Origin of the sequence: Shewanella carassii (assembly GCF_019670705.1) — a bacterium.
GTDB classification, from domain to species: Bacteria; Pseudomonadota; Gammaproteobacteria; order Enterobacterales; family Shewanellaceae; genus Shewanella; species Shewanella carassii.
This window is the reverse complement of record NZ_AP024618.1, coordinates 657298-678952: the sequence shown is the minus strand read 5'-3', so window position 1 is coordinate 678952 and position 21655 is coordinate 657298. Positions and strand designations below refer to the sequence as shown.

The window sequence follows — 21655 nt, the reverse complement described above, 5'->3', positions numbered from 1 at the left end:
CTCAGGCTCTAGGGATAACCAGTTGCTGACCTATGCGCACTACATCCGACTTCAGGTTGTTGGCTTGCTTGATATCGGCCACCGACACCGCATAACGATTGGCGATCACCGACAGAGACTCACCTCTGGCAACCTTGTGTTTAATCACGCCCTTCTTGGCCAACATGGTTCCGGCCGGCGGATTGGCTTCAAAATACTTGAGCACACCTTTATGTATCGCCTTAGCCAGCTTGTCCTGATGGTTGGCATTACTGAGCAATCTCTCTTCCTGTGGGTTGGAGATAAAACCGGTTTCCACCAGAATGGAGGGGATATCAGGCGACTTGAGCACCGCCAGGCTCGCCGACTCGGGCTTATGTTTGTGTAATTTGGTCACCTTACCCAAACCGGAGAGAATGTCGCTGGCCACTGTGTGACTCATCGCCATGGACCTATCCATCGACATATCCAGCAAGGTCATCGCCAGATACTGTTCATTATCGGTATTTTGAATAATCTCACCGGCACCGCCGAGCAGCTCGGAATGTTTCTCTTTCTGCTCCAGCCAGCGGCCGATTTCGTTATTGGCCCGCCGCATGGAGAGCACCCATACTGAGGCACCTCTGGGCTGAGGTGAAGTGAAGGCATCGGCGTGAATTGAGATCAGTAGATCGGCCTTACTCTGACGCGCTAATTCCGAGCGACGATTCAAATTCACAAAGTAGTCACCGGTGCGGATCATCACGGCTTTGAACCCGGGAGTCGCGTTGATTTTCTTTTCCACTCGCTTGGCAATCGCCAGTGAGACCTTCTTCTCGTACAAACCGGAAGGGCCGATAGAGCCGGGGTCGTCACCACCATGACCGGCATCGATGGCGATAATCACATTCCGCATTGCCTCTGTGGCTGTCGGAGCGACCCTGGCTTTTGCCGAAGTGCTCTTGTCATCAAGATCCACCACCAAACGGTTGCCATAGGGTGCGGTTGGCGGCAGGGAAAACAGATTGGCCTTCGCAGCCCGCTTGAGATCTATGACCACCCGTAGCGTGCCTTTTTCCGGCGATTGGCTCAAACGCACCCTTTTGACCAGAGGGCTATTATTTTCAACTTTTTCCAGCTTGACGCCATTGCTGCTCTTTTTCAGATCCACCACCAATCTGTCAGGGTTGCTGAGCGTGAAATAGCTGTAGTCTGGCGCCTGGCTTAAATCAAAAACCACCCGGGTAGATTCGGGCGCCGCCCAAATACGCACACCGTCGAGTTTATTGGCCGCCCAAATTGGCGCCGCCATTACCCAACAGGCAATAAAAAAAGTCAGTTTAAATAAGATGTTATTCGTCTTTACCATCGTTTGTTATTTTTCTTAATAGCACCTTTCCTTTGTCGGAACCGGCTTGCAGCGACACTTCACGACCAGTATTAGCATACTTGATATGCAGATGTATATCGGCAGCAGGCAAGCACCCCATACCTCTATCGGGCCACTCTATAATACAAAGGCTACGCTCGTTGAAGTAATCCCGGATCCCCATAAACTCCAGCTCTTCAGGATCGCTGAGTCGATAAAGGTCGAAATGATATACTTCGATTCCTTCAAGCTCATAAGGTTCCACGAGTGTATAGGTCGGACTCTTAACCGCACCTTGATGACCCAAGGCCTGGATCAGACCACGGCTGAAAGTCGTTTTGCCGGCGCCAAGCTCACCGGTCAGATAAATGGTCAGCGGCGCGCTGATCATGGCCGCCAGTTGCCGCCCTAAGGCGACAGTTTGAGTCTCATCTGCCAATTGCAGAGTCAAGCTGTGTTCAATAGTCATTTAAGTGTGGATCCACGCCTTACATTGGCCCGTTAAGCTTAGTCAGTGTTTACCAGATGGCGGATCCAGGGCATAAGATCGCTGGCAAGCATGCCTCTCTCCCCGTCACGGGCAGCAAGGTCAGCGGCGCCGCCATGAACTACCACGCCTGCCACAGTCGCGCGGGTGTTGTCCAGTCCCTGAGCCATCAGCGCGCCGATTATACCAGATAACACATCGCCGCACCCACCGCTGGCGAGCCCAGGGTTCCCCACAGGGGCAACAAACAGCTGTTTGCCGTCATAGATGAGGGTGCCGGCGCCCTTGAGTAGTACCACTCCACCATATTGAGCCTGCAGCTTTCTAACCGCTGCAAACCTGTCGGCTTCGACATCAGCAATATCCGTTGCCAGCAACCTGGCGGCTTCCCCCGGATGAGGGGTCAGAACCCTGTTGTCTTGGGCTCGTTTTTCCTGGCTCAAGAGATTGAGCGCATCGGCATCCAGCACGCAGGGCTTATCGCTCAGACTGACCGCCTTGAACAGATTGTATCCCCAGTCGGCGCGGCCTAGCCCTGGCCCCAACACCAGTACCTGTGCCCAGCCAAGGCGCAGATAAACTTCCATATCCACCAGTTCACAGCCCCAGAACATCAGTTCCGGCCTGTTGGCATTGACCGTGAGTTGATGCTCAGGTCGGCTCACCACAGTGACCAAACCAGCGCCGGCCCTGAGACAGGCTTCACCCGCCAGTCTGACGGCCCCTCCCATGCCATAATCGCCGCCTATGACGGTAACCTTGCCCGATTTGCCCTTGTGACTATCTCTGGGGCGGGCATCGAAAAGCCCCTTGAGGTACTCAGCGCCGACCCTAATCACATCCGATGGTGGCAGGAAGTCACTCAGCCCCAAGTCAGCAAAATGCAACTCGCCGCAACAATGCCTGGCCCTGCCGGTCAGTAGCCCTTGCTTAAGGGCCGCAAAGCAGAGTGTCTGCTCGGCTTCGACTGACGCCCCTAGAGCTGCGCCGGTATCGGCATCTATACCGGAAGGCAAATCCAGGCTAAACACCTTGGACCTTGTCGCATTTATCTGAGCTATCATGTCGGCGGCTTCAGGCCGCACATCGCCCTTAAGGCCGGTCCCCAACAGCCCATCCACTATCCAGTGATATTCGGTTGAGTTTATTTCTGAGACCTGCGCGACTTCTGGCACAGATTGCTGCAACTGCTCCCACGCCTGCTCCCATTCAGTACTGGGCTGACTGGCGGGGAAGACAAACAGGTTAGCGTTGAAACCCGAGTTCAATAACCAGCGTAAACAAACCAAGGCATCGGCGCCGTTATTTCCCTGCCCGGCAATGACCAGCACCCGGCACTCTGAAGTCAGCTTGGGCGCCAACGCCTCATAGGCGGCTTTCCCGGCCCGCTCGACCAACTCATAGAGGCTGCCCTGTCCGGCTGCGACCCAGTCCAGTTCAGCCTGGCGCACAGCCTTGGCACTGTATAGTTTTTGAGGCATATCTGACAAATCCTGGGCCATATCGATTCTCCTATCTCTTGACTGACAGATACTGATGACTTGTTAACGCGAAAATCTCACTCGTTCACTGAACTTGTACAATCGCAGAAACGCTCAGAGATAATACGGATGCCCGACACTGAGTCCATCCAAGCATACTCCTGACGCTATGATTACCTGCGCATAAAAACAGCGATGACCGATACCACACTAGCAGCAAAGTCAGTGAACATTTATGACTTGAGTCAGAACAAGTTGATAAAAATGAAAAAGCCCGGTCTGGGCCGGGCAGAACTAACGGCAGACCCAAGCAGATCCGCCACATTTGGGAGACGTCAAATGTCGTCCATACGTATGGTACTGTGAACCAGTCGCTGCTGCTGGATCTTCTCGACCCGCACTAAGTCTTCCAAAGCCCCCTTAACCTCGGCCGAAACCGATGAACCGGCTGCCTTTTCCAATAGAGCGATCAAGCGGTTTTCCAGATCCAGGTGCAGATTCAGCACTTCATCTTCTGTCATATTGGCCGCCAGCATGGTGTCACGGCAGCGTTTGCCAAAGTCCTCAAACACAATGTCTTTGTACCAGGTATCGAGGATCTTGTTTGGCGCCTCATCGATATAATCTTCGAGGGTTTCAGCGATATGCTTTTGATGTTGTTCAAAATACTCCAACATCAATTTGACCCTGGATGAGTCAGCCTGAGTATGCAATCTGTGATAGAGCTGGGCCATATCAAGACGGCATTTAGCTACAAATTCAAGGAGCTCACGCAACTGTTGTATACGCATCTACCTATCTCCATTTCTGCTGCCGTCAACGGCACAATTCAAATTAGTACAAGGACATTATGTAAGCAAAAATAGTGAGAATATTTGAACAAGGTCATAAATCAGTGTTTGCGGATATCACTACATTAGACAAAACGCAAGAAACCTGCGACAGATCACGAAAAGGCACTTTTAAAGATTTTTTTTGGGGGGGGAGATAGAGATTGGAGCGACATATCGGGTTCGAACCGATGACCTGTACCTTGGCAAGGTACCGCTCTACCAACTGAGCTAATGTCGCATCGCTTATTTGCTTCATCATCCGAGCTGATAATCAACAAAGGTACCGACCTTCTATTTTATCAACTGAGCTAATGTCGCATCGCTTATTTGCTTCATCATCCGAGCTGACAATCAACAAAGGTACCAACCTTTTGTTTTATCAACTGAGCTAATGTCGCATCGCTTAAGTCCACATTTAAAGACAGTGGGCGTCTGGATTTTGGAGCGACATATCGGGTTCGAACCGATGACCTGTACCTTGGCAAGGTACCGCTCTACCAACTGAGCTAATGTCGCATCACTTATCTGCTTCATCATCCGAGTCAATAATCGACAAAGGTACCGACCTTCTGTCTTATCAACTGAGCTAATGTCACATCATTTAAGTCCACATTTAAAGACCGTGGGCGTCTGGAATTTGGAGCGACATATCGGGTTCGAACCGATGACCTGTACCTTGGCAAGGTACCGCTCTACCAACTGAGCTAATGTCGCATCGCCTGTTTGCTTCATCATCCGAGTCAATAATCGACAAAGGTACCGACCTTCTGTTTTATCAACTGAGCTAATGTCGCATCACTTAAGTCCACATTTAAAGACCGTGGGCGTCTGGAATTTGGAGCGACATATCGGGTTCGAACCGATGACCTGTACCTTGGCAAGGTACCGCTCTACCAACTGAGCTAATGTCGCATCGCTTGTTCGCTTCATCATCCGCGCTAATAAATCAACAAAGGTACCAACCTTCTGTTTTATCAACTGAGCTAATGTCGCATAACTTAAGTCCACATTTAAAGACAGTGGGTGTCTGGAATTTGGAGCGACATATCGGGTTCGAACCGATGACCTGTACCTTGGCAAGGTACCGCTCTACCAACTGAGCTAATGTCGCATTTCCACTTACTTTAACCGTTCACACTGGTTACCACCAGCGGAAAGGTGAGGCCGCATTATATGGAAATTTCCATCTGCTGCAACCCCCTGAAACAGATTTATCGTCCGATCGCTCAAATTTTAAATACTCGCTCACGGTAGAACTTCAGTTCGGCGATCGACTCCTGAATATCCATCAATGCCTGATGAGTATTTTGCTTTTTGAAATCCTTCATGATTTCAGGCCGCCAACGCTTAGTCAGTTCCTTCACCGTACTGACATCGATATTGCGGTAATGGAAGTACTCTTCCAGTTCACGCATATACTTGTTCAGAAAGCGTCTGTCCTGACCGACACTGTTGCCGCACATGGGAGACACACCTTTAGGCACGTACTGGCTCAAAAAAGCTATGGTCTCGGCTATGGCGTCAGCCTCTGTGTGTTTGGAGGCCTTCACCCGCTCAATTAGCCCGGAAGCGCCGTGATGCTGTTGATTCCAATCATCCATGGCAGCCAACACTTCATCGCTCTGATGAATGGCTATCACTGGCCCTTCACCGATAATGTTCAGCTCCTTGTCTGTAACCAAGGTGGCTATTTCCAATACCCTATCGGTTTCAGGCTCCAGCCCGGACATCTCGAGATCGATCCAAATCAGGTTATTTTCATCCGCAACCATAGCTCAGCCCACCGTTCCAGTTCGCCTAAATTCAGGCTTTTTTATTTAAGACCGTGTATCATACTGCTTTTTGCCAAGACACAAAATCACCTTATACTGCGAAGAGCTGCCTGTGAGTAAAAAGAAACCATTGAGCCATGGCCAACTGCGCCGTATGAAAGCCAATCATCAGAAGCGTCTGCAACGTGGGGAAAACGCTGCTGAGACTGCCCCTGAAATACAGAATAGCTCACTCGGCCCCGAGCTGGAGGCCACGGTTATCTCCCGTTTCGGCCAGCATGCCGATATTGAAACCCATGATGGCCAACTGGTTCGTTGTAATCTTCGCCGCACCATAGGCAGCCTAGTTACCGGCGATAAAGTAGTAGTACGTCTAGCGACCGACCCACAAACTACCGTCGCCGGTGTGGTTGAAGCCGTTCACCCGCGCAGCTCGTCACTGACCCGACCCGACCTCTATGATGGCGTTAAAGTCATTGCCGCCAATATAGATCAAATTTTTATAGTGTCATCTGTGCTGCCGAGCTTTACCACCCAGATTATTGACCGCTATCTGGTGGCGGCTGAAGACACTGAGATCCCGCCGGTGATCATTCTCAACAAGGTCGACTTGTTGGACGAGACTCAGGCCATTGAAGTGGAAACCGCCCTGGCCCGTTACCGTGCTATCGGCTACTCCGTCTATAAAGTCAGCAGTAAAACTGCTGAAGGGCTAGAGCAACTGAAAACCCTGTTGCAAGGCAAAACCAGTGTATTTGCCGGACAATCCGGAGTAGGTAAATCTTCAATTATCAATGCCCTGCTGCCACAGGCGCAGTTGCAAACCGGAGAAGTCTCGGAAAACTCAGGCCTGGGTCAACACACCACCACCACGGCCAAACTGGTTCACCTGCCTAGCGGCGGCGATCTGATTGATTCTCCCGGGGTTCGTGAATTTGCCCTCTGGCACTTGCCTGCCGACCGTGTCGGCTGGTGCTTCGTGGAGTTCAGGGATTTTCTCGGCGGCTGTAAATTCCGCGACTGCAAACATCTGGACGATCCCGGCTGCGCATTGCGTAAAGCGGTAGAGGAAGGCAAAATTGCTGAAGACAGATTCAACAATTATCACAGAATTATCACCAGTCTGGATGAACAGCGTCACGCCCGCCACTTCCGCGCCGGCATGGACGACATTTAAGCTGGCAAAGCCCATTTGAAGGAAGCAAAAATTGGATAAAGTGAAGATTGCACTGCAGTACATGCTGCCCAAACACCTGTTGTCCCGCCTGGTCGGGAAACTGGCAGCGGCCGAAGCCGGCAAGCTGACCACCTGGGCTATTCGCTGGTTTATCAAACAGTACAAGATAGATATGTCAGAAGCGGCCCAAAGCGAGCCTGAAGCCTACAAGAGCTTCAACGCTTTTTTCACCCGCGCCCTGAAAGACGGCGCACGCCCTCTGTATCAAGATCCTGAATATATAGTGCACCCGGTCGATGGCGCCGTGAGTCAGTGTGGCCCCATTGAAGACGGCCGCATTTTTCAGGCCAAAGGCCATCACTATTCGGCTCTGACCCTGCTGGGTAATCAGGCCAAAGATGCCGAACGCTTCGAAGACGGCGACTTTGCCACCATTTATTTGGCGCCCAAGGACTATCACAGAATCCATATGCCCATCAAAGGCACACTGTCGAAAATGACCTATGTGCCCGGCGAACTCTTCTCTGTCAACCCGTTGACCGCCCGCAATGTACCCGGGCTGTTTGCCCGTAACGAGCGAGTGGTTGCCATATTCGAAACCGAAATTGGTCCCCTGGCCATGGTATTGGTTGGCGCCACCATAGTGGCCAGCATAGAAACCGTTTGGGCCGGCACTGTCACGCCGCCGACAGGCAAGCGCGTGTTTACCTGGGAATACCCCACCACAGGGCCGGATGCCATCACATTGGAGAAAGGTGCCGAGATGGGCCGCTTCAAATTGGGCAGTACCGTGGTCATGCTATTTGCCAAGGACGCCCTGGATGAATTTGCCGATGGTGTTGAGCCAGGTGCCGTGACCCGTATGGGTGCACCTTTTGCCAAAATAGAGGACTGAACTTGTCTGCCAAGGGGCAAGCACGTACAGGCCTGACAGAACTTCATCTGGCGGTACTCCTTTTCGGAGGTACCGCCCTGTTCTCCCGGCTTATCCCCTTGAGCGCCCTCGATATCACTCTGCTGCGCTGCATTATCGCCGCCATCGTTCTGGCGCTGCTGGTTAAACTTAGCCGTCAACGCCTGCGCTTGCTGCGCGGCAAAGATTACCTTGTTGCCCTGTTGCTTGGGGTGATTGTCAGCCTCCATTGGGTAACCTACTTTGCGGCGATGCAACTCTCCTCTGTCGCCATCGGCATGATAGCCTTTTTCACCTATCCCGTGATGACAGTGCTGGTCGAACCCTGGTTTACCGGCAGTCGCTTACACCTTAGAGATCTTGTCAGCGGTTTGGCAGTGCTGCTAGGAGTGATTCTGCTGATCCCCGAGCCGTCATTGGGCAACGACGTTACCCTTGGGATCCTGGTCGGCGTTGTTTCCGCCATCTTGTTCACCGCCCGCAACCTGTTGCACAAACGCCACTTCACCGCCTACAGCGGCCAGCAGGCGATGTTTTACCAAACCGCGGTGGCGGTGCTGGTGTTGGCCCCTTGGCACAGTCTTGATGCCGGAGACATTAGCAACCAAACCTGGGGATTGCTGCTGCTTTTGGGAGTCGTCTTTACCGCGGCGCCCCATGCCTTGTTTACCTCGGCACTCAGATACTTGAGCGCCAAAACTGTCGGTTTAGTCTCCTGCTTACAACCCTTCTATGGCGCCATGCTCGCCTGGTTACTGCTGGATGAGTCGCTGACGCTAACAACCGCTATCGGCGGTACTCTGGTGGTGGCAACCGCCTTGTTTGAAACATCACAGAGTCACAAATCACAAGCCCCGAAAAAGAACCTTGGCTGACATATCAAAACCCGCTTAACTTAGCTAATATGAGCTGTCGATTCACTCTTTGTATTTAACTCTTTGAATTTAACTATGGTTCGAGCCTGCATCCTGCTGTTTTGTCTCTTTTTTGTCGCCTCCGCCCAGGCCAACTCGCCACTGGGGTTGGATAAACGCCTGGGAATTAATCAACAAAACACGGAAGCCCTGTCGCAGGAGCAACAACTGGCGCAGCTGGAAAAAAGCATTCAGCAGCTGGCCGACACAACCCGCAGCTATCAGGAACTGCAACTCAATTTCGAGAATCGGCGCCAACATCTTTATGATCTGCTGCAAGAAGCCGCCGCGCCACTTAAACCCGAACGCCATCAGGATCTGGATCAGCAGGCCTCCATGGCCTATCTGCGCCTTTCCGAACTGAAAGAGAGTGAAACCAGCCTCAGCCAGGCCAACAGCGCCATGCTCAAGCGCCACAGCGAGTTACCTGCCGAAATAGTCAAAATCAGACAGGCGCTGCTGCAACAGCAAAAAACTCAGGCAGTGGCCACTGACAATACCAGCAAAGCACTGCAACAGGCGCAGTTGTTATTGCTGGAGCAACAGCTCACCACGCTGGAAAGCGAGTTGGCAGTCAGCCAACAAAAGCGCGAACTGCATCAGTTACAACTGCAACTGGTACGCAAGCAGTTGCAGCAACAAGAACTGCTTATCGAGCAGCTTAACCGCGCCATTACCGATGCCAGGCAGCAGCAAGTCAACGCCACACTGGCCGAAACCCTCAATTCTGAGGCCGGTACTCACGATAGTCTGACCACAGAGCTAAGCCAGGCCAATCAAAAGTATGGTCAGCAGTTGCAGCAATTGACTGAGCAGACGGCGCAGACCATAGCCCTTCAGGAACAAGCGGAGAAGCAGGATCAGTCCCACAGCAAGCAACTGGACAACATCAAAGAGCAGATCAGCTGGGTCAAGATGAACCCGGTTTTCGGTGAGCGCTTTTTGCAGATCCTGCAGTCACTGCCAAAGCCCCCGAACCAAGAACACCTGCAAACCCAGATAGCCGATGCCAGACTCAATCGCTATCAGATTGAGCAGCAGTTTGCCGCCAATGAGCAACTGCTAACGACCCAGGCCTATAGCAATGAATCTCAGTTACGACTGCTTGAATCACAACAGGCCTTGCTGAATCAGTTATTGAAAGGCTATGACACTTATCTCAGTGAACTGGCCAAGCTCAAGAGCAAGTATGAGCTGCTCACCGACAGTTATCAGAGACTCAAGTCCACCCTCAATGAACACCTGTTCTGGGTACCCAATGCCTACAGCATCAGCAAGCTGTGGCTAACGGATCTGCAGCGCTCCAGTCTCTGGCTCTGGCAACAAACCGACCTGCCTGAGATAAAGCAGGGGCTGACCGAACTGAGTCCATACTGGTCCTGGTGGATCATCCTGGCGGTGTTGTGTCTGGTGGCCCAGGATATTCTCACCCCCAGATTCAAGACCATGATGCGCGAATGTGAGGCGCCGGTCGGCAAGGTGACCCAGGATAAATTTATCTACACCATCCAGACATTAGTTATCAGCGCCGGTTACAGCTTGTTCAAACCCTTTCCCATAGTGGCGGCCGGCTTGATTATGCTGCAGTCCAACAGTAATCCCATTCAGGCCATAGGCATGGGCGTACTGGCTATAGGCAGCCTGTACCAGCTCTATCGCTTCATCTATCTGCTGGCACTGGACAAGGGCCTGCTCATAGGCCATTTCAAACGGCCACAAGAGGTGATCCGTCAAGGGCAACAGCGTTTTCGCCGCTTTGTCATCATGGCCATGCCTCTGGTGGGCGTCATGGGCTTTACCGAAATTCTCGACTCCTCTCTGGTGCGCAACAGCATAGGCCGCGGTGCCTTTATTCTGTTCTGTATCATGCTATTTATGCTCTATCGGGACGTACTGACTCTGTCCCGTCGCTATCGTGAAAGCCATCTGGACGACAAGAATAAGCGTCTGCTGCAAAAGCTGCTGTGGCTACTGCTGTTGCTGGTACCACCGCTGAGCGCCGTGTTGGCATTCAGGGGCTATTATTTCACCGCCTTCCAGATGCTGTTGCAGCTGCAGCTTTCTTTACTGCTGGGACTCGGCTTTCTGTTGCTGTACCAGTTGCTGAAACGCTGGATGTTGATTGAAAGGCGCCGCATCGCCTTCGATCGCGCCAAGGCCCGCCGGGCCGAGCGTCTGGCGCAGCGGGAAAAAGGTGATACCTCATCGAGCAACAACGATCATCAGGACACCTATGAAGAGCCGGTAGTCGATTTGGAAACCATGTCCAGCCAATCACTGGGTTTGGTGAGATCCCTGCTGCTGCTGGCGTTTCTGGCCTGCCTGGTCGGCCTGTGGACCCAAACCCACACCGCCCTATTCAGCTTCCTCGATGGCATTACTCTTTGGACGACAACGACTACCGGAATAGGCGGAGTCGAGCAGCCGCTGCCCATCACCATGAAATCACTGGTATTTGGCGCTATCGTGGTCGGCTTTTCCATGATGATAGCCACCAACCTTCCCGGCTTGTTGGAGCTGACTATACTGCAAAAACTGGATCTCTCCCCGGGAACCGGCTTTGCCATCACCACTGTGACCCGTTACCTGGTGGTCTTTATCGGTATTGTCATCGGCTTTGCCACCCTGGGGATGGAGTGGTCCAAGCTGCAATGGTTAATTGCAGCGCTGACTCTGGGTCTTGGTTTTGGTCTGCAGGAGATCTTCGCCAACTTTATCTCGGGCCTTATCATACTGTTTGAAAAGCCGGTGCGGATCGGCGATACCGTCACTATTCGCGACCTTACAGGTACGGTATCCAAGATCAAAATCCGCGCGACCACCATCATAGATTGGGACAGAAAAGAGATTATCATCCCCAACAAGGCCTTTATCACAGAGCAGCTAATTAACTGGTCGCTGTCGGATCCCATTACCCGGGTGATCATCTATGTTTCGGTCGCCAGGGATTCAGATCCTGCCCGGGTGGAGGCCGCGCTCTATCAGGCAGTGAAAGAGTGTGAAAACGCACTGGAGACCCCAGAACCGGAAGTCTGGTTTGCCGGTTTCGGCAAGCACACTCAGGACTATGAAGTCAGGGCTTACGCCAAAGATATGTCTTCCCGCTGGCCGCTGCGCCACGATCTGCACAAGCGGATCAGCAAGAAGCTCAAGGAAAACCAGTTGGAGTTGGCCTACCCTCAGCTCGAAGTGCATATCAGCAACACGCACAACAAAGACACCAGCGGTATTATCAGAGGTTAATCGCAGATGTTGATTTTCGCGCACCGTGGCGCCAGTGGTTATGCGCCGGAAAACACCCTTAAGGCGATGGCGCTGGCACTAGAGCTTGGCTGTGAGGCAGTTGAGCTGGATGTACACCATGCCGATGGTGAGCTCTGGGTCTTCCATGACCGCCGCCTGAGCCCCAAGAGCGACGGCAAAGGGCTGCTCGCGCAGCAAAGCAGTCGCTATCTACGGCAACTTAGGGTCGAGGGAGAACCTATCCCTACCCTACGCCAGGTACTTGAGCTTATCGAGGGGCGCATGACGGTCAACATAGAGCTCAAGGGAGTGGGTTGCGTCGAGCCTTTTATCCAGCAATACCCGCAGCTACTGCAACTCGGATACCAGCCAGAGCAGCTGCTGGTGTCTTCATTCAATCACCTCTGGCTCAAACAGGTAAAACAGCAGTTGCCCGACGTACCCGTAGCGCCACTGCTCGAGGGGATAGCGCTCAACCAAGCCGCCGTGGTCAGTGAGCTCAAGGCCTGGTCACTGCATCTGGATATCAGCTTTATCAACCGAGAACTGGTAGCCGATGCTCATCAGCGCGGCGCCAAAGTGTATGTCTATACCGTAGATGATGCCGATGATATCAGGGCACTGGCGGCGCTGGGGGTAGATGGAATTTTTGCCAACTATCCAGACAGAGCCGCCGCCGCATTGACTCAGGAGTCACAAACCGACTACCGCCACTGGTTTGAGTGAATGATCATTCGTTTGAATGCTCTCTCATTAGCGTGTTCAACTCTGGTTATTGCGCTGGGCCCAGCCGCCGACAAAGATAAAAGTTGCGCTGACCAAGAGTAAAGTCCACAGCGCCGGTAGGTGCGCCAACTGCCTGGCGAGCCAGGGACTGAGCGCCACTATCAGCATGCCGTAACCAAAGGCGTTGACCAGAATAAAGATCAGCGTACGCAGTACAAAATTGCGTGCCCCGAGCTTACGGCGCAGAAAACGGTTGAAGTCGGCACCGAACACCAAAATGACGCAGGCAACCATGGCGGTGGCTATCTCATTGAGCCAGGGATAGAGCTGGCTACCCATCTGGGTCAGCAGTTGCGTAACGGAATCCATTAAAATATAAAATCCATAAAATAACGAAAACAACAAGGACAGATACTATGGCATACAAGCTGCTGTTACTCACCCGGGAAAATGCTGAATATCGACAGTTGTTGTCAGAAAAATCACTTCCTGGCCTTACTATTCTGGGCGATGACCCGGCCAATATCGCCAGTGCCGATATCTGGCTGGCCGAGCCGGCTCTGGCACAACCGCTGCTGAGTCACGGCAAGAATCTCAGTTGGTTGCAATCAACCTTCGCCGGTGTCGATAAACTGCTTGGCGCTAAAACCAGGAAAGACTACCTGCTGACCAATGTGAAGGGGATCTTCGGCCCCTTGATGAGTGAATATGTGTTCGGTTATCTGCTCGCCGAAGTTCGTCAACATGCGCTGTATCATCACCAGCAGCAGGAGAAATACTGGCACCCTGGCTCCCTGGCAACCCTGCAGGGGATGAAGATGCTGATCCTGGGCACGGGTTCCATCGGTGAGCACCTGGCCGCCAACGCCAAACACTTCAAGATGCAGGTCTGGGGTATGAACCGCAGCCAAAGAGCCGTCGCGGGCTTTGATTGCATCATCGGCCCGGCCCAGCTCGATGAGCTTTTGCCCCAGGCCGATGTGGTTGTCAACACTCTGCCGAGCACTCAGGAGAGCCGAGGCTTGCTGAGCAAAGAGAGACTGGCACAACTCAAAGACAGCGCGATACTGTTCAACATAGGCCGCGGTGACGCCCTAGATCTCGATGCCCTGGTGGTCGAACTCGGCCGCAGAAACCGGCTCAAAGCCGTGCTGGATGTGTTTGCCCAGGAGCCGCTGTCACCGCTGCACCCCATCTGGGATTGCCCCAATGCGGTAATCACTCCCCATATTTCGGCGCCCAGCTTCCCGTCTCAGGTGGTCGATATTTTCGCCCGGAACTATCACCACTACCTCAATGCCGAATCACTGGAGAACCTGGTGTACTTCGACAGAGGCTACTAATCCTTCCTCTAGCGCCCATTCCTCCGGGCGCGGTGCTATTTGCTGACTAAAGACCTAAGGAAGTTCTTGCAAAGGACTAGGGCCATTTGCTGCAAACCACGCCTTGCATCCAAGTCCGTAAGCCGATGCAGAGCACACATGGGACTTATTCGCACCTTCCCTAATAACCAACTAAAGGGTGATCTGCCCTAAAATATACCCAAGCGTTATTAGTATTGATAACGGTTTTCATTTAGAATTGCGTATTGAAAAATAACGTCCACTTACCAGCAGTAACCGGAGCCCGATAAATGTACGTTTGTCTGTGTCATGCGATTACGGATACCCAGATAAAGCAGGCAGTCAGCCAGGGAGATGTTAGCCTCAGCGAGGTGAAAAAACGCCTCGGTGTGGGTGATCAATGCGGTAAGTGTGTACGGATGGCGACGCAAATCATCCAGAATCAGCTGGATCTCGAGCCCAACTATTACGAAGTCGCCTGATATATTGGGTAAAAAAACAAAAGCCGCATCATGATGCGGCTTTTGTGGTTTTTGGGCCGGGCTACTTTTGGGCCGGGCTACAGCGCCGGCTCCTCCAAACTGACTTCGACACTGTCGACCCTTTGCAGCCCTCTTGGCAGCTTGGCGCCGCGACGGCCCCGCTCACCACGGTAATGCTCCAGATCGCTGCTCTTCAATGTCAGCTTACGCTTGCCGGCCCAGAGGGTGACATTGGCACCTTCCGGCACCAGGTATAGATGGGTCACCAACTCTTCGCGGTTTTTTGCTCGCTCCGACGGGATGCCGATGATCTTGTTGCCCTTACCCTTGGCCAACTGCGGCAGCGCCTCCATGGAGAACATCAGCATCCGCCCTTCATTGGTAATGGCCAGAATCGAACTGGGTCTGGACTTGTCTAGTTTACGCGGCGTTAAAGCCTTGGCATTGGCTGGCAGCGTCAGCAAAGCCTTACCCGCCTTGTTACGCGACACCATATCCTTAAAGGCGCAGATAAAGCCGTAACCGGCATCACTCGCCAGCAGGAAGCAGTTATCATCATCCCCGAGCAATACGTGCTCCATGCTCTCCCCTGGGGCCAGATTGAATCTGGTGGTAATAGGTTCCCCTTGGCTACGGGCCGAAGGCAGAGTATGGGTATCCGTGGCGAAGGCGCGCCCGGCGCTGTCAATAAACACAGATTGCTGGTTGCTGCGTCCGGCTGCGGCGCAGAGGAAACTGTCACCTGCCTTGTAGGACAACCCGGCGGCATCGATATCATGACCCTTGGCACAGCGTACCCAGCCCTTTTCAGATAGCACCACAGTCACGGGCTCGGTTGGCACCAACTCCTGCTCCGACAACGCTCTGGATTCGCTTCTCACCACCAGTGGCGAGCGGCGGTCATCACCATAGGTTTCCGCATCTGCCTGCAGTTCTTTCTTGATCAAGGTCTTCAGGCGACGTTCCGAACTGAGCAGTTGCTGCAGCTTTTCCCGCTCGGCTTCGAGCTCATCCTGCTCACCACGGATCTTCATCTCTTCCAGCTTGGCCAGATGGCGCAGCTTGAGTTCCAGAATCGCTTCGGCTTGCTTGTCTGTCAGCCCGAAGCGGCGCATCAGTTCGGCCTTGGGTTCATCATGGAAGCGGATGATCTCTATCACTTCATCGATATTGAGGAAGGCAATCATCAAGGCTTCAAGAATATGCAACCTGGCCAGGACTTTATCCAGACGGAATTCCAGACGGCGGCGCACTGTATGAATTCGAAACTCCAGCCACTCACTCAAGAGTTGCTTGAGGCCCTTAACCTGGGGCCGACCATCGAGACCGAGCACATTGAGGTTGACCCTATAGCTCTTTTCCAGATCTGTGGTGGCAAACAGGTGCGCCATCATCTGTTCGATATCGACCCGGTTGGATCTCGGCACTATCACCAAGCGAACCGGACTTTCATGGTCCGACTCATCGCGCAAGTCTGTCACCATAGGCAGCTTCTTGGCTTGCATCTGCGCCGCCAACTGCTCGAGGATCTTGCTGGAGCTGGCCTGGTGCGGCAAAGCTGTTATCACCACTTCACCGTTTTCCACAGTGTAAACCGCACGGGCCTTGATTGAGCCACGGCCCGATTCATAGACCTTGGCGATTTCGGCGCTCGGGGTAATGATTTCGGCCGCAGTCGGATAATCGGGCCCGGGAACCAATTCCATCAGCCGTGGCAAATCGGCCTTGGGATTATCCAGCAGCTCGATACAGGCGCTGGCCAGCTCGCGGGCGTTATGGGGCGGAATATCCGTGGCCATACCCACTGCGATACCGGTAATACCGTTGAGCAGAATATGCGGCAGTCTGGCAGGCAGTACCAAGGGCTCTTTCAGGGTTCCATCAAAGTTGACGCCCCAGTCCACTGTGCCTTGACCGAGTTCGCTTAGCAGCACCTCAGAAAACTTGGATAGTCTGGCTTCGGTATAACGCATGGCCGCAAACGACTTGGGGTCGTCCGGAGCACCCCAGTTACCCTGACCATCCACCAAGGGATAGCGATAGGTGAAGGGCTGCGCCATCAGCACCATGGCTTCGTAACAGGCGCTGTCGCCGTGCGGATGATACTTACCCAGCACGTCACCGACGGTACGGGCCGACTTCTTGTATTTGGCCGCGGCCGATAATCCCAGCTCGCTCATGGCGTAAACGATTCGCCGTTGCACCGGTTTGAGGCCATCGCCAATATGAGGCAAGGCCCGATCCATGATCACATACATGGAATAGTTGAGATATGCCTCTTCGGTGAAGCGCCTGAGCGGCATCTGCTCCACGCCATCCAGGCTCAAGGCTATCGCATCACTCATTATTCATTTTCCTGTTCAGGTGCCGGCGCATAGTCCGACTCAGATTCAGCATCTTCTGCATCAGTGTCTTTGTAGTACAGGCGGTAGATGTTTCCCTTCAGATCATCCGAAATATAGACGGCGCCATCCGGGGCCATCGCCAGTGAATGGGGTCTGGCCACCGGAAACTCACCATCGAGAAAACTCACCAGGGTGCGGCGATTGCTCACCTGGCGACCATCGGTTTCCAGCACCACTATCTGGTAACCCACCTTACTGGAACGGTTCCAAGAACCATTTTCAGCCAATAAAATCTGGTTATGATATTCAGCGGGAAACTGACTTCCCCGATAAAACAGCATCCCCATCGGGGATACATGCGCCGGCAGTTCATAGACTGGCTTGGTAATATTCAGGCTCTTGGGCTCTTCATAGGCGGGTTCCTGCACCGCTTTGCCATGCACATAAGGGAATCCATAATGCGCCCCGGCCACATCGACCCGATTTAACTCATCCGGCGGCAGATTATCCCCCATCCAGTCGCGACTCATATCGGCAAACCAGAGGCGGTTATCCAGTGGTGACCAGTCAAAACCTATGACATTGCGTATTCCGAGCGCTATCTGCTGACTACTGCCCGAGTTCACATCCACGGCAATGATACTGCCAAAAGGGGCACTGGGTTCACACACATTGCAGGGAGCGCTGATGGCGATATAGAGCCTGTCATCCGGGCCAAAGCGCATGGCTCTGGCGCTTTTCTTGCCATTGCCCGGCAGTTGGTCATAGACTTCCCGTGCCCGCGGAGGGCGCCTGAGCCTAGGTTCGATATCCCGGTACACCACCACTCTATCTTCCAGAGCGACATAGAGATCGCCCTTGTGAAAAGCCAACGCCTCCGGGTAATCCAGGCCCTTGGCTATCAGATAGCGTTTATCGACCCGGCCATCATGGTTACTGTCAACCAAAGCGTGGATCGTGCCGCTCTTGTGAGAACCAACAAACAGAGTGCCTTCATCTCCTACGGCCATCTGCTTGGCATCACCAACGTCTGTAGCATAGAGAGAAACACCAAAGCCTTTGGTCACGGTAATGATCATCGACTGAGATGCATTGACCGCAGAGCTAAGCCACGCGGCTCCCAATAAAAGCAGGCCCCTGCCAGCCGCGATACCGACTCTGTTCTTCTGGCTCATCATATCCTTGCCTTTAAGTTTTATAGTTATTGGCACATCAAGGGCGATTACAGTTGAGCAAGATCTCCCTTGGTTTCCAACCATGACTTACGATCGCCTGAGCGCTTCTTGGCCAGCAACATGTCCATCAATGCCACAGTCTCATCGACATCGTCTATGGTCAGCTGTACCAATCTACGGGTATTGGGATCCATGGTCGTTTCCCTCAGTTGCAGTGGGTTCATCTCACCCAGACCTTTAAAGCGGGTAACCTGCACCTTTCCTTTCTTATTGTCTGCGGCAATCCTGTCAAGAATGCCTTGCTTTTCAGACTCATCCAAAGCGTAAAACACTTCTTTGCCGATATCGATACGGAACAGTGGCGGCATCGCAATATACACATGCCCCTTTTCAACCAAGGTGCGATAGTGCTTCAAAAACAGCGCGCACAGCAAAGTTGCTATGTGCAAACCATCCGAGTCGGCATCGGCGAGAATACAGATCTTGCCGTATCTGAGTTCGGAGATATCGTCGCTATCGGGATCGCAGCCTATGGCCACTGAGATATCGTGCACTTCCTGGGAGGCCAGCACTTGGCTCGCTTCCACTTCCCAGGTGTTGAGAATTTTGCCCCGCAGCGGCATGATCGCCTGAAACTCTCTGTCCCTGGCCTGTTTGGCACTGCCACCGGCCGAGTCCCCTTCCACCAGAAACAGCTCGGAACGCGCCGGATCCTGACCTGTGCAGTCGGTCAGTTTACCGGGCAGCGCCGGGCCTGAAGTGACCTTCTTGCGGGCGACTTTCTTCGCCGCCTTGAGGCGCTTCTGGGCGTTGTTGATGCACATCTCGGCCAGCAGTTCGGCTTGATCTGTGTTGCTGTTGAGCCAAAGGCTGAAGGCATCACGCACCACACCCGACACAAACGCAGAACACTGGCGGCTGGAGAGTTTCTCCTTGGTCTGGCCGGCAAATTGCGGATCTTGCATCTTCACCGACAGAATAAAACTGGCCTTGTCCCAGATATCTTCCGGGCTGAGCTTAATCCCCCTTGGGATCAGGTTGCGAAACTCACAGAACTCACGCATCGACTCGAGCAGTCCCTGACGGAAACCGTTCACATGGGTACCACCAAGCGGCGTTGGGATCAGGTTGACATAGCTTTCGCTGATACTGTCGCCGCCCTCGGGCAACCAGGTAATGGCCCAGTCGGCGGCTTCCAGATTGGTTTTGATACTGCCGACAAAAGGCTCCTGTGGCAGCGCCGGGGCTTCTTTGAGGGAGTCTTTCAGATAATCGGTCAGGCCCTCTTCATAAAACCACTCATGAACCTCACCGTTTTGTTTGTTGGCGAAACGAATTCTAAGCCCAGGACAGAGTACCGCTTTGGCCCGCAACAGATAAGTCAGCTTAGTGACCGAAAAGTTGGGTGAGTCAAAATAGCTGGGGTCGGGCCAAAACTGCACCCGGGTGCCGGTATTGCGGCGCCCGCAGGTACCTGTTTCCCTGAGGCTCTCGGCCTTGTCGCCATGCTCAAAGGCCATTTCATACACTTTGGCATCGCGGCGAACCGTGATCTCAACCCTTTTGGAGAGGGCGTTGACCACAGAGATCCCCACCCCATGCAAACCACCGGAAAACTGATAGTTTTTGTTGGAAAACTTACCACCGGCATGCAGTTTGGTCAGGATCAGCTCGACCCCGGGGATCCCCTCCTCCGGGTGAATATCCACCGGCATACCACGGCCATCGTCTGTAACTTCCAGCGAGTTGTCTGTGTGTAACACCACATCGATTCGGGTTGCAAACCCGGCCAAGGCCTCATCGACACTGTTATCTATGACTTCCTGACCCAGGTGGTTGGGTCGGGTGGTATCGGTATACATGCCGGGACGGCGTTTTACCGGATCCAGTCCGTTCAGTACTTCAATGGCATCGGAGGTGTATTGATTGGTCATAGCGCACACTGTCTTTTATGTTCAGGCCATGGTGGGCCGCGAGGATCTGATTGTCAAGATAAGTGTAAAAAACGGCAGACTGAGTCCAGCTTGTCGCCGTAACCCACAAAACTATGGTTTCCACCGCTTTCAAGCAGCATCTCACAGCAGTGATATTTGCCCAGGGCCTGGCGATAATCCAGCACCTCATCGGCAGTCTGTAATAATACAAAAAAACGATCCGGATTGAGAATGACTGGCGTATCAAATTCAATCAGTTGTAGCTGATGTTCCGGCAATAATTGGTAGTGCTCATCGGTATAGGGATTGTACTGTGCTCCCAAATAATCGCTGAATAACTCAAAGGGGCGCACCGCCGGGTTAACCAGTACCGCCTTGCCGCCATAACGCTCCACTAGCCAAGAGGCAAAATACCCGCCGAGGGATGATCCGATAAACGCCAGAGGCTCACCCTTGGCCTTGGCAGCTTCGGTCAACTGAATCAACAGTTCCATTGCCGCCTTGGGCGAACTGGGTAACTGCGGCTGCTCCAGTCGCACACCGGGAAAATGTCGTTCAATATGGGTGCGGGTAAGCACGGCCTTGTCGGACAAGGGAGAACTGTTGAAACCGTGAATATAGAGCAGCATAGTTCCTCACTAGGCAGCTGCTCCGATAAAACTCAGTAGCCGCTGGCCTCAGCATCCGGTGCGAAGCGTTCGCCCGGGATCCGATAAACATTGGTGAGCATGCTACCATCGGGCTTAAGCTCCAGCAAACGGTAGCCAGGCTGCAGAGCATCCAGCGCAAAGTAGGAAGACAAGGGTTTAAATTGAATACAGGTCGATGGGGTCGCCATCAAAGATAGCCTGTGATTTTCACCCTGGTATTCAGTATCCAGCTGCTGATGAACATGGCCCCAGAGCATGCCCTTTACCTGAGGGTAACGCCCCATCTCTTTGAGAAACTGGGCGCCATTGTCCATACAGTGTTGATCCAACCACGCACAGTCCACCAACACTGGATTATGGTGCATCACCAACAACACATGTCTGTCTGGTTCGGCAGCAATCGCGCTACGAATGACCTCAAGTTCACTTTCAGCCATATGGCCACCCGGTTTTCCCCGCACAGTGGAGTCCAGCAGGATAATCTGCCAATTCCCCGCCAAGACCCGCCTATGACCGTAGACTCGCTCACCCTGCATATGCAGATACATGATCCTGGGGTCGTCGTGATTACCTGGAATATAGTGGCAGGGAAGGTTTAACGGCTTGACCGCTTCAACAAAGTTACGGTAAGACTCACCGGAGTAATCCTGACTGATATCGCCACTGGCTAGCAGCATGTCGGCAGGATACTTGACCGCCTGAATGGTATTGATAACGGCATTGAGACTGTTGGCGGTATTGACGCCAAGAAGCTGCCCTTCGGGATCGGCAAACAGATGAGGATCTGTGATCTGCACCAAACGAACACTCTTGTCCTCAGGAATACTGTATGTGATTGCCTCTTTCAGCACTT

At 53.1% G+C, this 21655-nt stretch carries 18 protein-coding genes and 5 tRNA genes; 7 read left to right on the top strand and 16 right to left on the bottom strand.

Annotated elements, in window-relative coordinates:
- Position 1: 1 nt before the first annotated feature.
- The 10 genes from K5621_RS03220 to orn form a co-directional block, all read right to left on the bottom strand.
- Positions 2 to 1327, bottom strand: coding sequence for an N-acetylmuramoyl-L-alanine amidase (locus K5621_RS03220; RefSeq protein ID WP_100143114.1), 1326 nt, complete (start codon positions 1325 to 1327; stop codon positions 2 to 4).
- Positions 1311 to 1796, bottom strand: a complete 486-nt coding sequence (tsaE, locus tag K5621_RS03215; protein ID WP_221050406.1) for a tRNA (adenosine(37)-N6)-threonylcarbamoyltransferase complex ATPase subunit type 1 TsaE — start codon at positions 1794 to 1796, stop codon at positions 1311 to 1313. Before tsaE ends, K5621_RS03220 begins: the two co-directional genes overlap by 17 nt.
- Positions 1797 to 1834: 38 nt before the next feature.
- Positions 1835 to 3316 (bottom strand): NAD(P)H-hydrate dehydratase, encoded by a 1482-nt coding sequence (locus K5621_RS03210; RefSeq protein WP_221050405.1) that lies wholly within the window; start codon positions 3314 to 3316, stop codon positions 1835 to 1837.
- A 314-nt stretch (positions 3317 to 3630) separates the two neighbouring features.
- Positions 3631 to 4086, bottom strand: a complete 456-nt coding sequence (locus tag K5621_RS03205) for a ferritin family protein (protein ID WP_100143111.1) — start codon at positions 4084 to 4086, stop codon at positions 3631 to 3633.
- A gap of 204 nt (positions 4087 to 4290) precedes the next feature.
- A tRNA-Gly gene (locus K5621_RS03200) sits at positions 4291 to 4366 on the bottom strand.
- A 202-nt stretch (positions 4367 to 4568) separates the two neighbouring features.
- Positions 4569 to 4644, bottom strand: a tRNA-Gly gene (locus tag K5621_RS03195).
- Positions 4645 to 4766: 122 nt separating this feature from the next.
- Positions 4767 to 4842: transfer RNA gene (locus K5621_RS03190), tRNA-Gly, on the bottom strand.
- A 122-nt stretch (positions 4843 to 4964) separates the two neighbouring features.
- Positions 4965 to 5040: transfer RNA gene (locus tag K5621_RS03185), tRNA-Gly, on the bottom strand.
- Between the two features lie 123 nt (positions 5041 to 5163).
- Positions 5164 to 5239: transfer RNA gene (locus K5621_RS03180), tRNA-Gly, on the bottom strand.
- Between the two features lie 115 nt (positions 5240 to 5354).
- A complete protein-coding gene (gene orn, locus K5621_RS03175; RefSeq protein ID WP_221050404.1) occupies positions 5355 to 5900 on the bottom strand; it encodes an oligoribonuclease in 546 nt (181 codons plus the stop codon).
- Positions 5901 to 6012: 112 nt separating this feature from the next.
- On the opposite strand from orn, the gene rsgA reads away from it, so the two are divergent.
- The 5 genes from rsgA (at position 6013) to K5621_RS03150 (ending at position 12873) form a co-directional block, all read left to right on the top strand.
- Positions 6013 to 7077, top strand: a complete 1065-nt coding sequence (rsgA, locus tag K5621_RS03170; RefSeq protein ID WP_221050403.1) for a small ribosomal subunit biogenesis GTPase RsgA — start codon at positions 6013 to 6015, stop codon at positions 7075 to 7077.
- Between the two features lie 31 nt (positions 7078 to 7108).
- Complete coding sequence (gene asd / locus K5621_RS03165) at positions 7109 to 7972, top strand: archaetidylserine decarboxylase (RefSeq protein ID WP_221050402.1); 864 nt, start codon at positions 7109 to 7111, stop codon at positions 7970 to 7972.
- 2 nt (positions 7973 to 7974) lie between these two features.
- Entirely contained in the window at positions 7975 to 8865 is an 891-nt protein-coding gene (locus K5621_RS03160) for a DMT family transporter (RefSeq protein ID WP_373289227.1), read from the top strand.
- A 75-nt stretch (positions 8866 to 8940) separates the two neighbouring features.
- Positions 8941 to 12147, top strand: a complete 3207-nt coding sequence (locus tag K5621_RS03155; protein WP_221050401.1) for a mechanosensitive ion channel domain-containing protein — start codon at positions 8941 to 8943, stop codon at positions 12145 to 12147.
- 6 nt (positions 12148 to 12153) lie between these two features.
- Positions 12154 to 12873: a glycerophosphodiester phosphodiesterase gene (locus tag K5621_RS03150; RefSeq protein ID WP_221050400.1), complete on the top strand. Its 720-nt coding sequence runs from the start codon at positions 12154 to 12156 to the stop codon at positions 12871 to 12873.
- 36 nt (positions 12874 to 12909) lie between these two features.
- Here K5621_RS03150 and K5621_RS03145 read toward each other — a convergent pair whose 3' ends face one another.
- Positions 12910 to 13242 (bottom strand): DUF3392 domain-containing protein, encoded by a 333-nt coding sequence (locus K5621_RS03145; protein WP_221050399.1) that lies wholly within the window; start codon positions 13240 to 13242, stop codon positions 12910 to 12912.
- Positions 13243 to 13289: 47 nt separating this feature from the next.
- On the opposite strand from K5621_RS03145, the gene K5621_RS03140 reads away from it, so the two are divergent.
- Both K5621_RS03140 and K5621_RS03135 read left to right on the top strand, forming a co-directional pair.
- On the top strand, positions 13290 to 14216 hold the full coding sequence (locus tag K5621_RS03140; protein ID WP_221050398.1) for a D-2-hydroxyacid dehydrogenase: 927 nt from the start codon (positions 13290 to 13292) through the stop codon (positions 14214 to 14216).
- Between the two features lie 290 nt (positions 14217 to 14506).
- The gene (locus K5621_RS03135) at positions 14507 to 14698 is read left to right on the top strand and encodes a bacterioferritin-associated ferredoxin (protein WP_025009364.1); all 192 of its coding nucleotides are present in this window, start codon (positions 14507 to 14509) and stop codon (positions 14696 to 14698) included.
- 77 nt (positions 14699 to 14775) lie between these two features.
- Here the strand turns inward: K5621_RS03135 and parC are convergent, their stop codons facing one another.
- From parC to cpdA, 5 genes are read right to left on the bottom strand one after another with little or no spacing between them, the layout of a single operon-like run.
- Positions 14776 to 17043: a DNA topoisomerase IV subunit A gene (gene parC, locus K5621_RS03130; protein ID WP_100143101.1), complete on the bottom strand. Its 2268-nt coding sequence runs from the start codon at positions 17041 to 17043 to the stop codon at positions 14776 to 14778.
- Entirely contained in the window at positions 17043 to 18221 is a 1179-nt protein-coding gene (locus K5621_RS03125; RefSeq protein ID WP_425332453.1) for a PQQ-dependent sugar dehydrogenase, read from the bottom strand. The genes parC and K5621_RS03125 overlap by 1 nt, the downstream gene beginning before the upstream one ends.
- Before the next feature lie 44 nt (positions 18222 to 18265).
- Entirely contained in the window at positions 18266 to 20152 is a 1887-nt protein-coding gene (gene parE / locus K5621_RS03120) for a DNA topoisomerase IV subunit B (RefSeq protein ID WP_221050397.1), read from the bottom strand.
- A gap of 53 nt (positions 20153 to 20205) precedes the next feature.
- The gene (locus K5621_RS03115; RefSeq protein ID WP_221050396.1) at positions 20206 to 20781 is read right to left on the bottom strand and encodes a YqiA/YcfP family alpha/beta fold hydrolase; all 576 of its coding nucleotides are present in this window, start codon (positions 20779 to 20781) and stop codon (positions 20206 to 20208) included.
- Positions 20782 to 20813: 32 nt separating this feature from the next.
- A complete protein-coding gene (gene cpdA / locus K5621_RS03110; protein ID WP_100143098.1) occupies positions 20814 to 21653 on the bottom strand; it encodes a 3',5'-cyclic-AMP phosphodiesterase in 840 nt (279 codons plus the stop codon).
- Positions 21654 to 21655 lie beyond the last annotated feature (2 nt).

Bases quoted from the DNA above. Each gene is read 5' to 3' on its own strand.
- K5621_RS03220 (WP_100143114.1), bottom strand. From the start codon at position 1,327: ATGGTAAAGACGAATAACATCTTATTTAAACTGACTTTTTTTATTGCC.
- tsaE (WP_221050406.1), bottom strand. From the start codon at position 1,796: ATGACTATTGAACACAGCTTGACTCTGCAATTGGCAGATGAGACTCAA.
- K5621_RS03210 (WP_221050405.1), bottom strand. From the start codon at position 3,316: ATGGCCCAGGATTTGTCAGATATGCCTCAAAAACTATACAGTGCCAAG.
- K5621_RS03205 (WP_100143111.1), bottom strand. From the start codon at position 4,086: ATGCGTATACAACAGTTGCGTGAGCTCCTTGAATTTGTAGCTAAATGC.
- orn (WP_221050404.1), bottom strand. From the start codon at position 5,900: ATGGTTGCGGATGAAAATAACCTGATTTGGATCGATCTCGAGATGTCC.
- K5621_RS03155 (WP_221050401.1), top strand. From the start codon at position 8,941: ATGGTTCGAGCCTGCATCCTGCTGTTTTGTCTCTTTTTTGTCGCCTCC.
- K5621_RS03150 (WP_221050400.1), top strand. From the start codon at position 12,154: ATGTTGATTTTCGCGCACCGTGGCGCCAGTGGTTATGCGCCGGAAAAC.
- K5621_RS03145 (WP_221050399.1), bottom strand. From the start codon at position 13,242: ATGGATTCCGTTACGCAACTGCTGACCCAGATGGGTAGCCAGCTCTAT.
- K5621_RS03140 (WP_221050398.1), top strand. From the start codon at position 13,290: ATGGCATACAAGCTGCTGTTACTCACCCGGGAAAATGCTGAATATCGA.
- K5621_RS03135 (WP_025009364.1), top strand. From the start codon at position 14,507: ATGTACGTTTGTCTGTGTCATGCGATTACGGATACCCAGATAAAGCAG.
- parC (WP_100143101.1), bottom strand. From the start codon at position 17,043: ATGAGTGATGCGATAGCCTTGAGCCTGGATGGCGTGGAGCAGATGCCG.
- K5621_RS03125 (WP_425332453.1), bottom strand. From the start codon at position 18,221: ATGATGAGCCAGAAGAACAGAGTCGGTATCGCGGCTGGCAGGGGCCTG.
- parE (WP_221050397.1), bottom strand. From the start codon at position 20,152: ATGACCAATCAATACACCTCCGATGCCATTGAAGTACTGAACGGACTG.
- K5621_RS03115 (WP_221050396.1), bottom strand. From the start codon at position 20,781: ATGCTGCTCTATATTCACGGTTTCAACAGTTCTCCCTTGTCCGACAAG.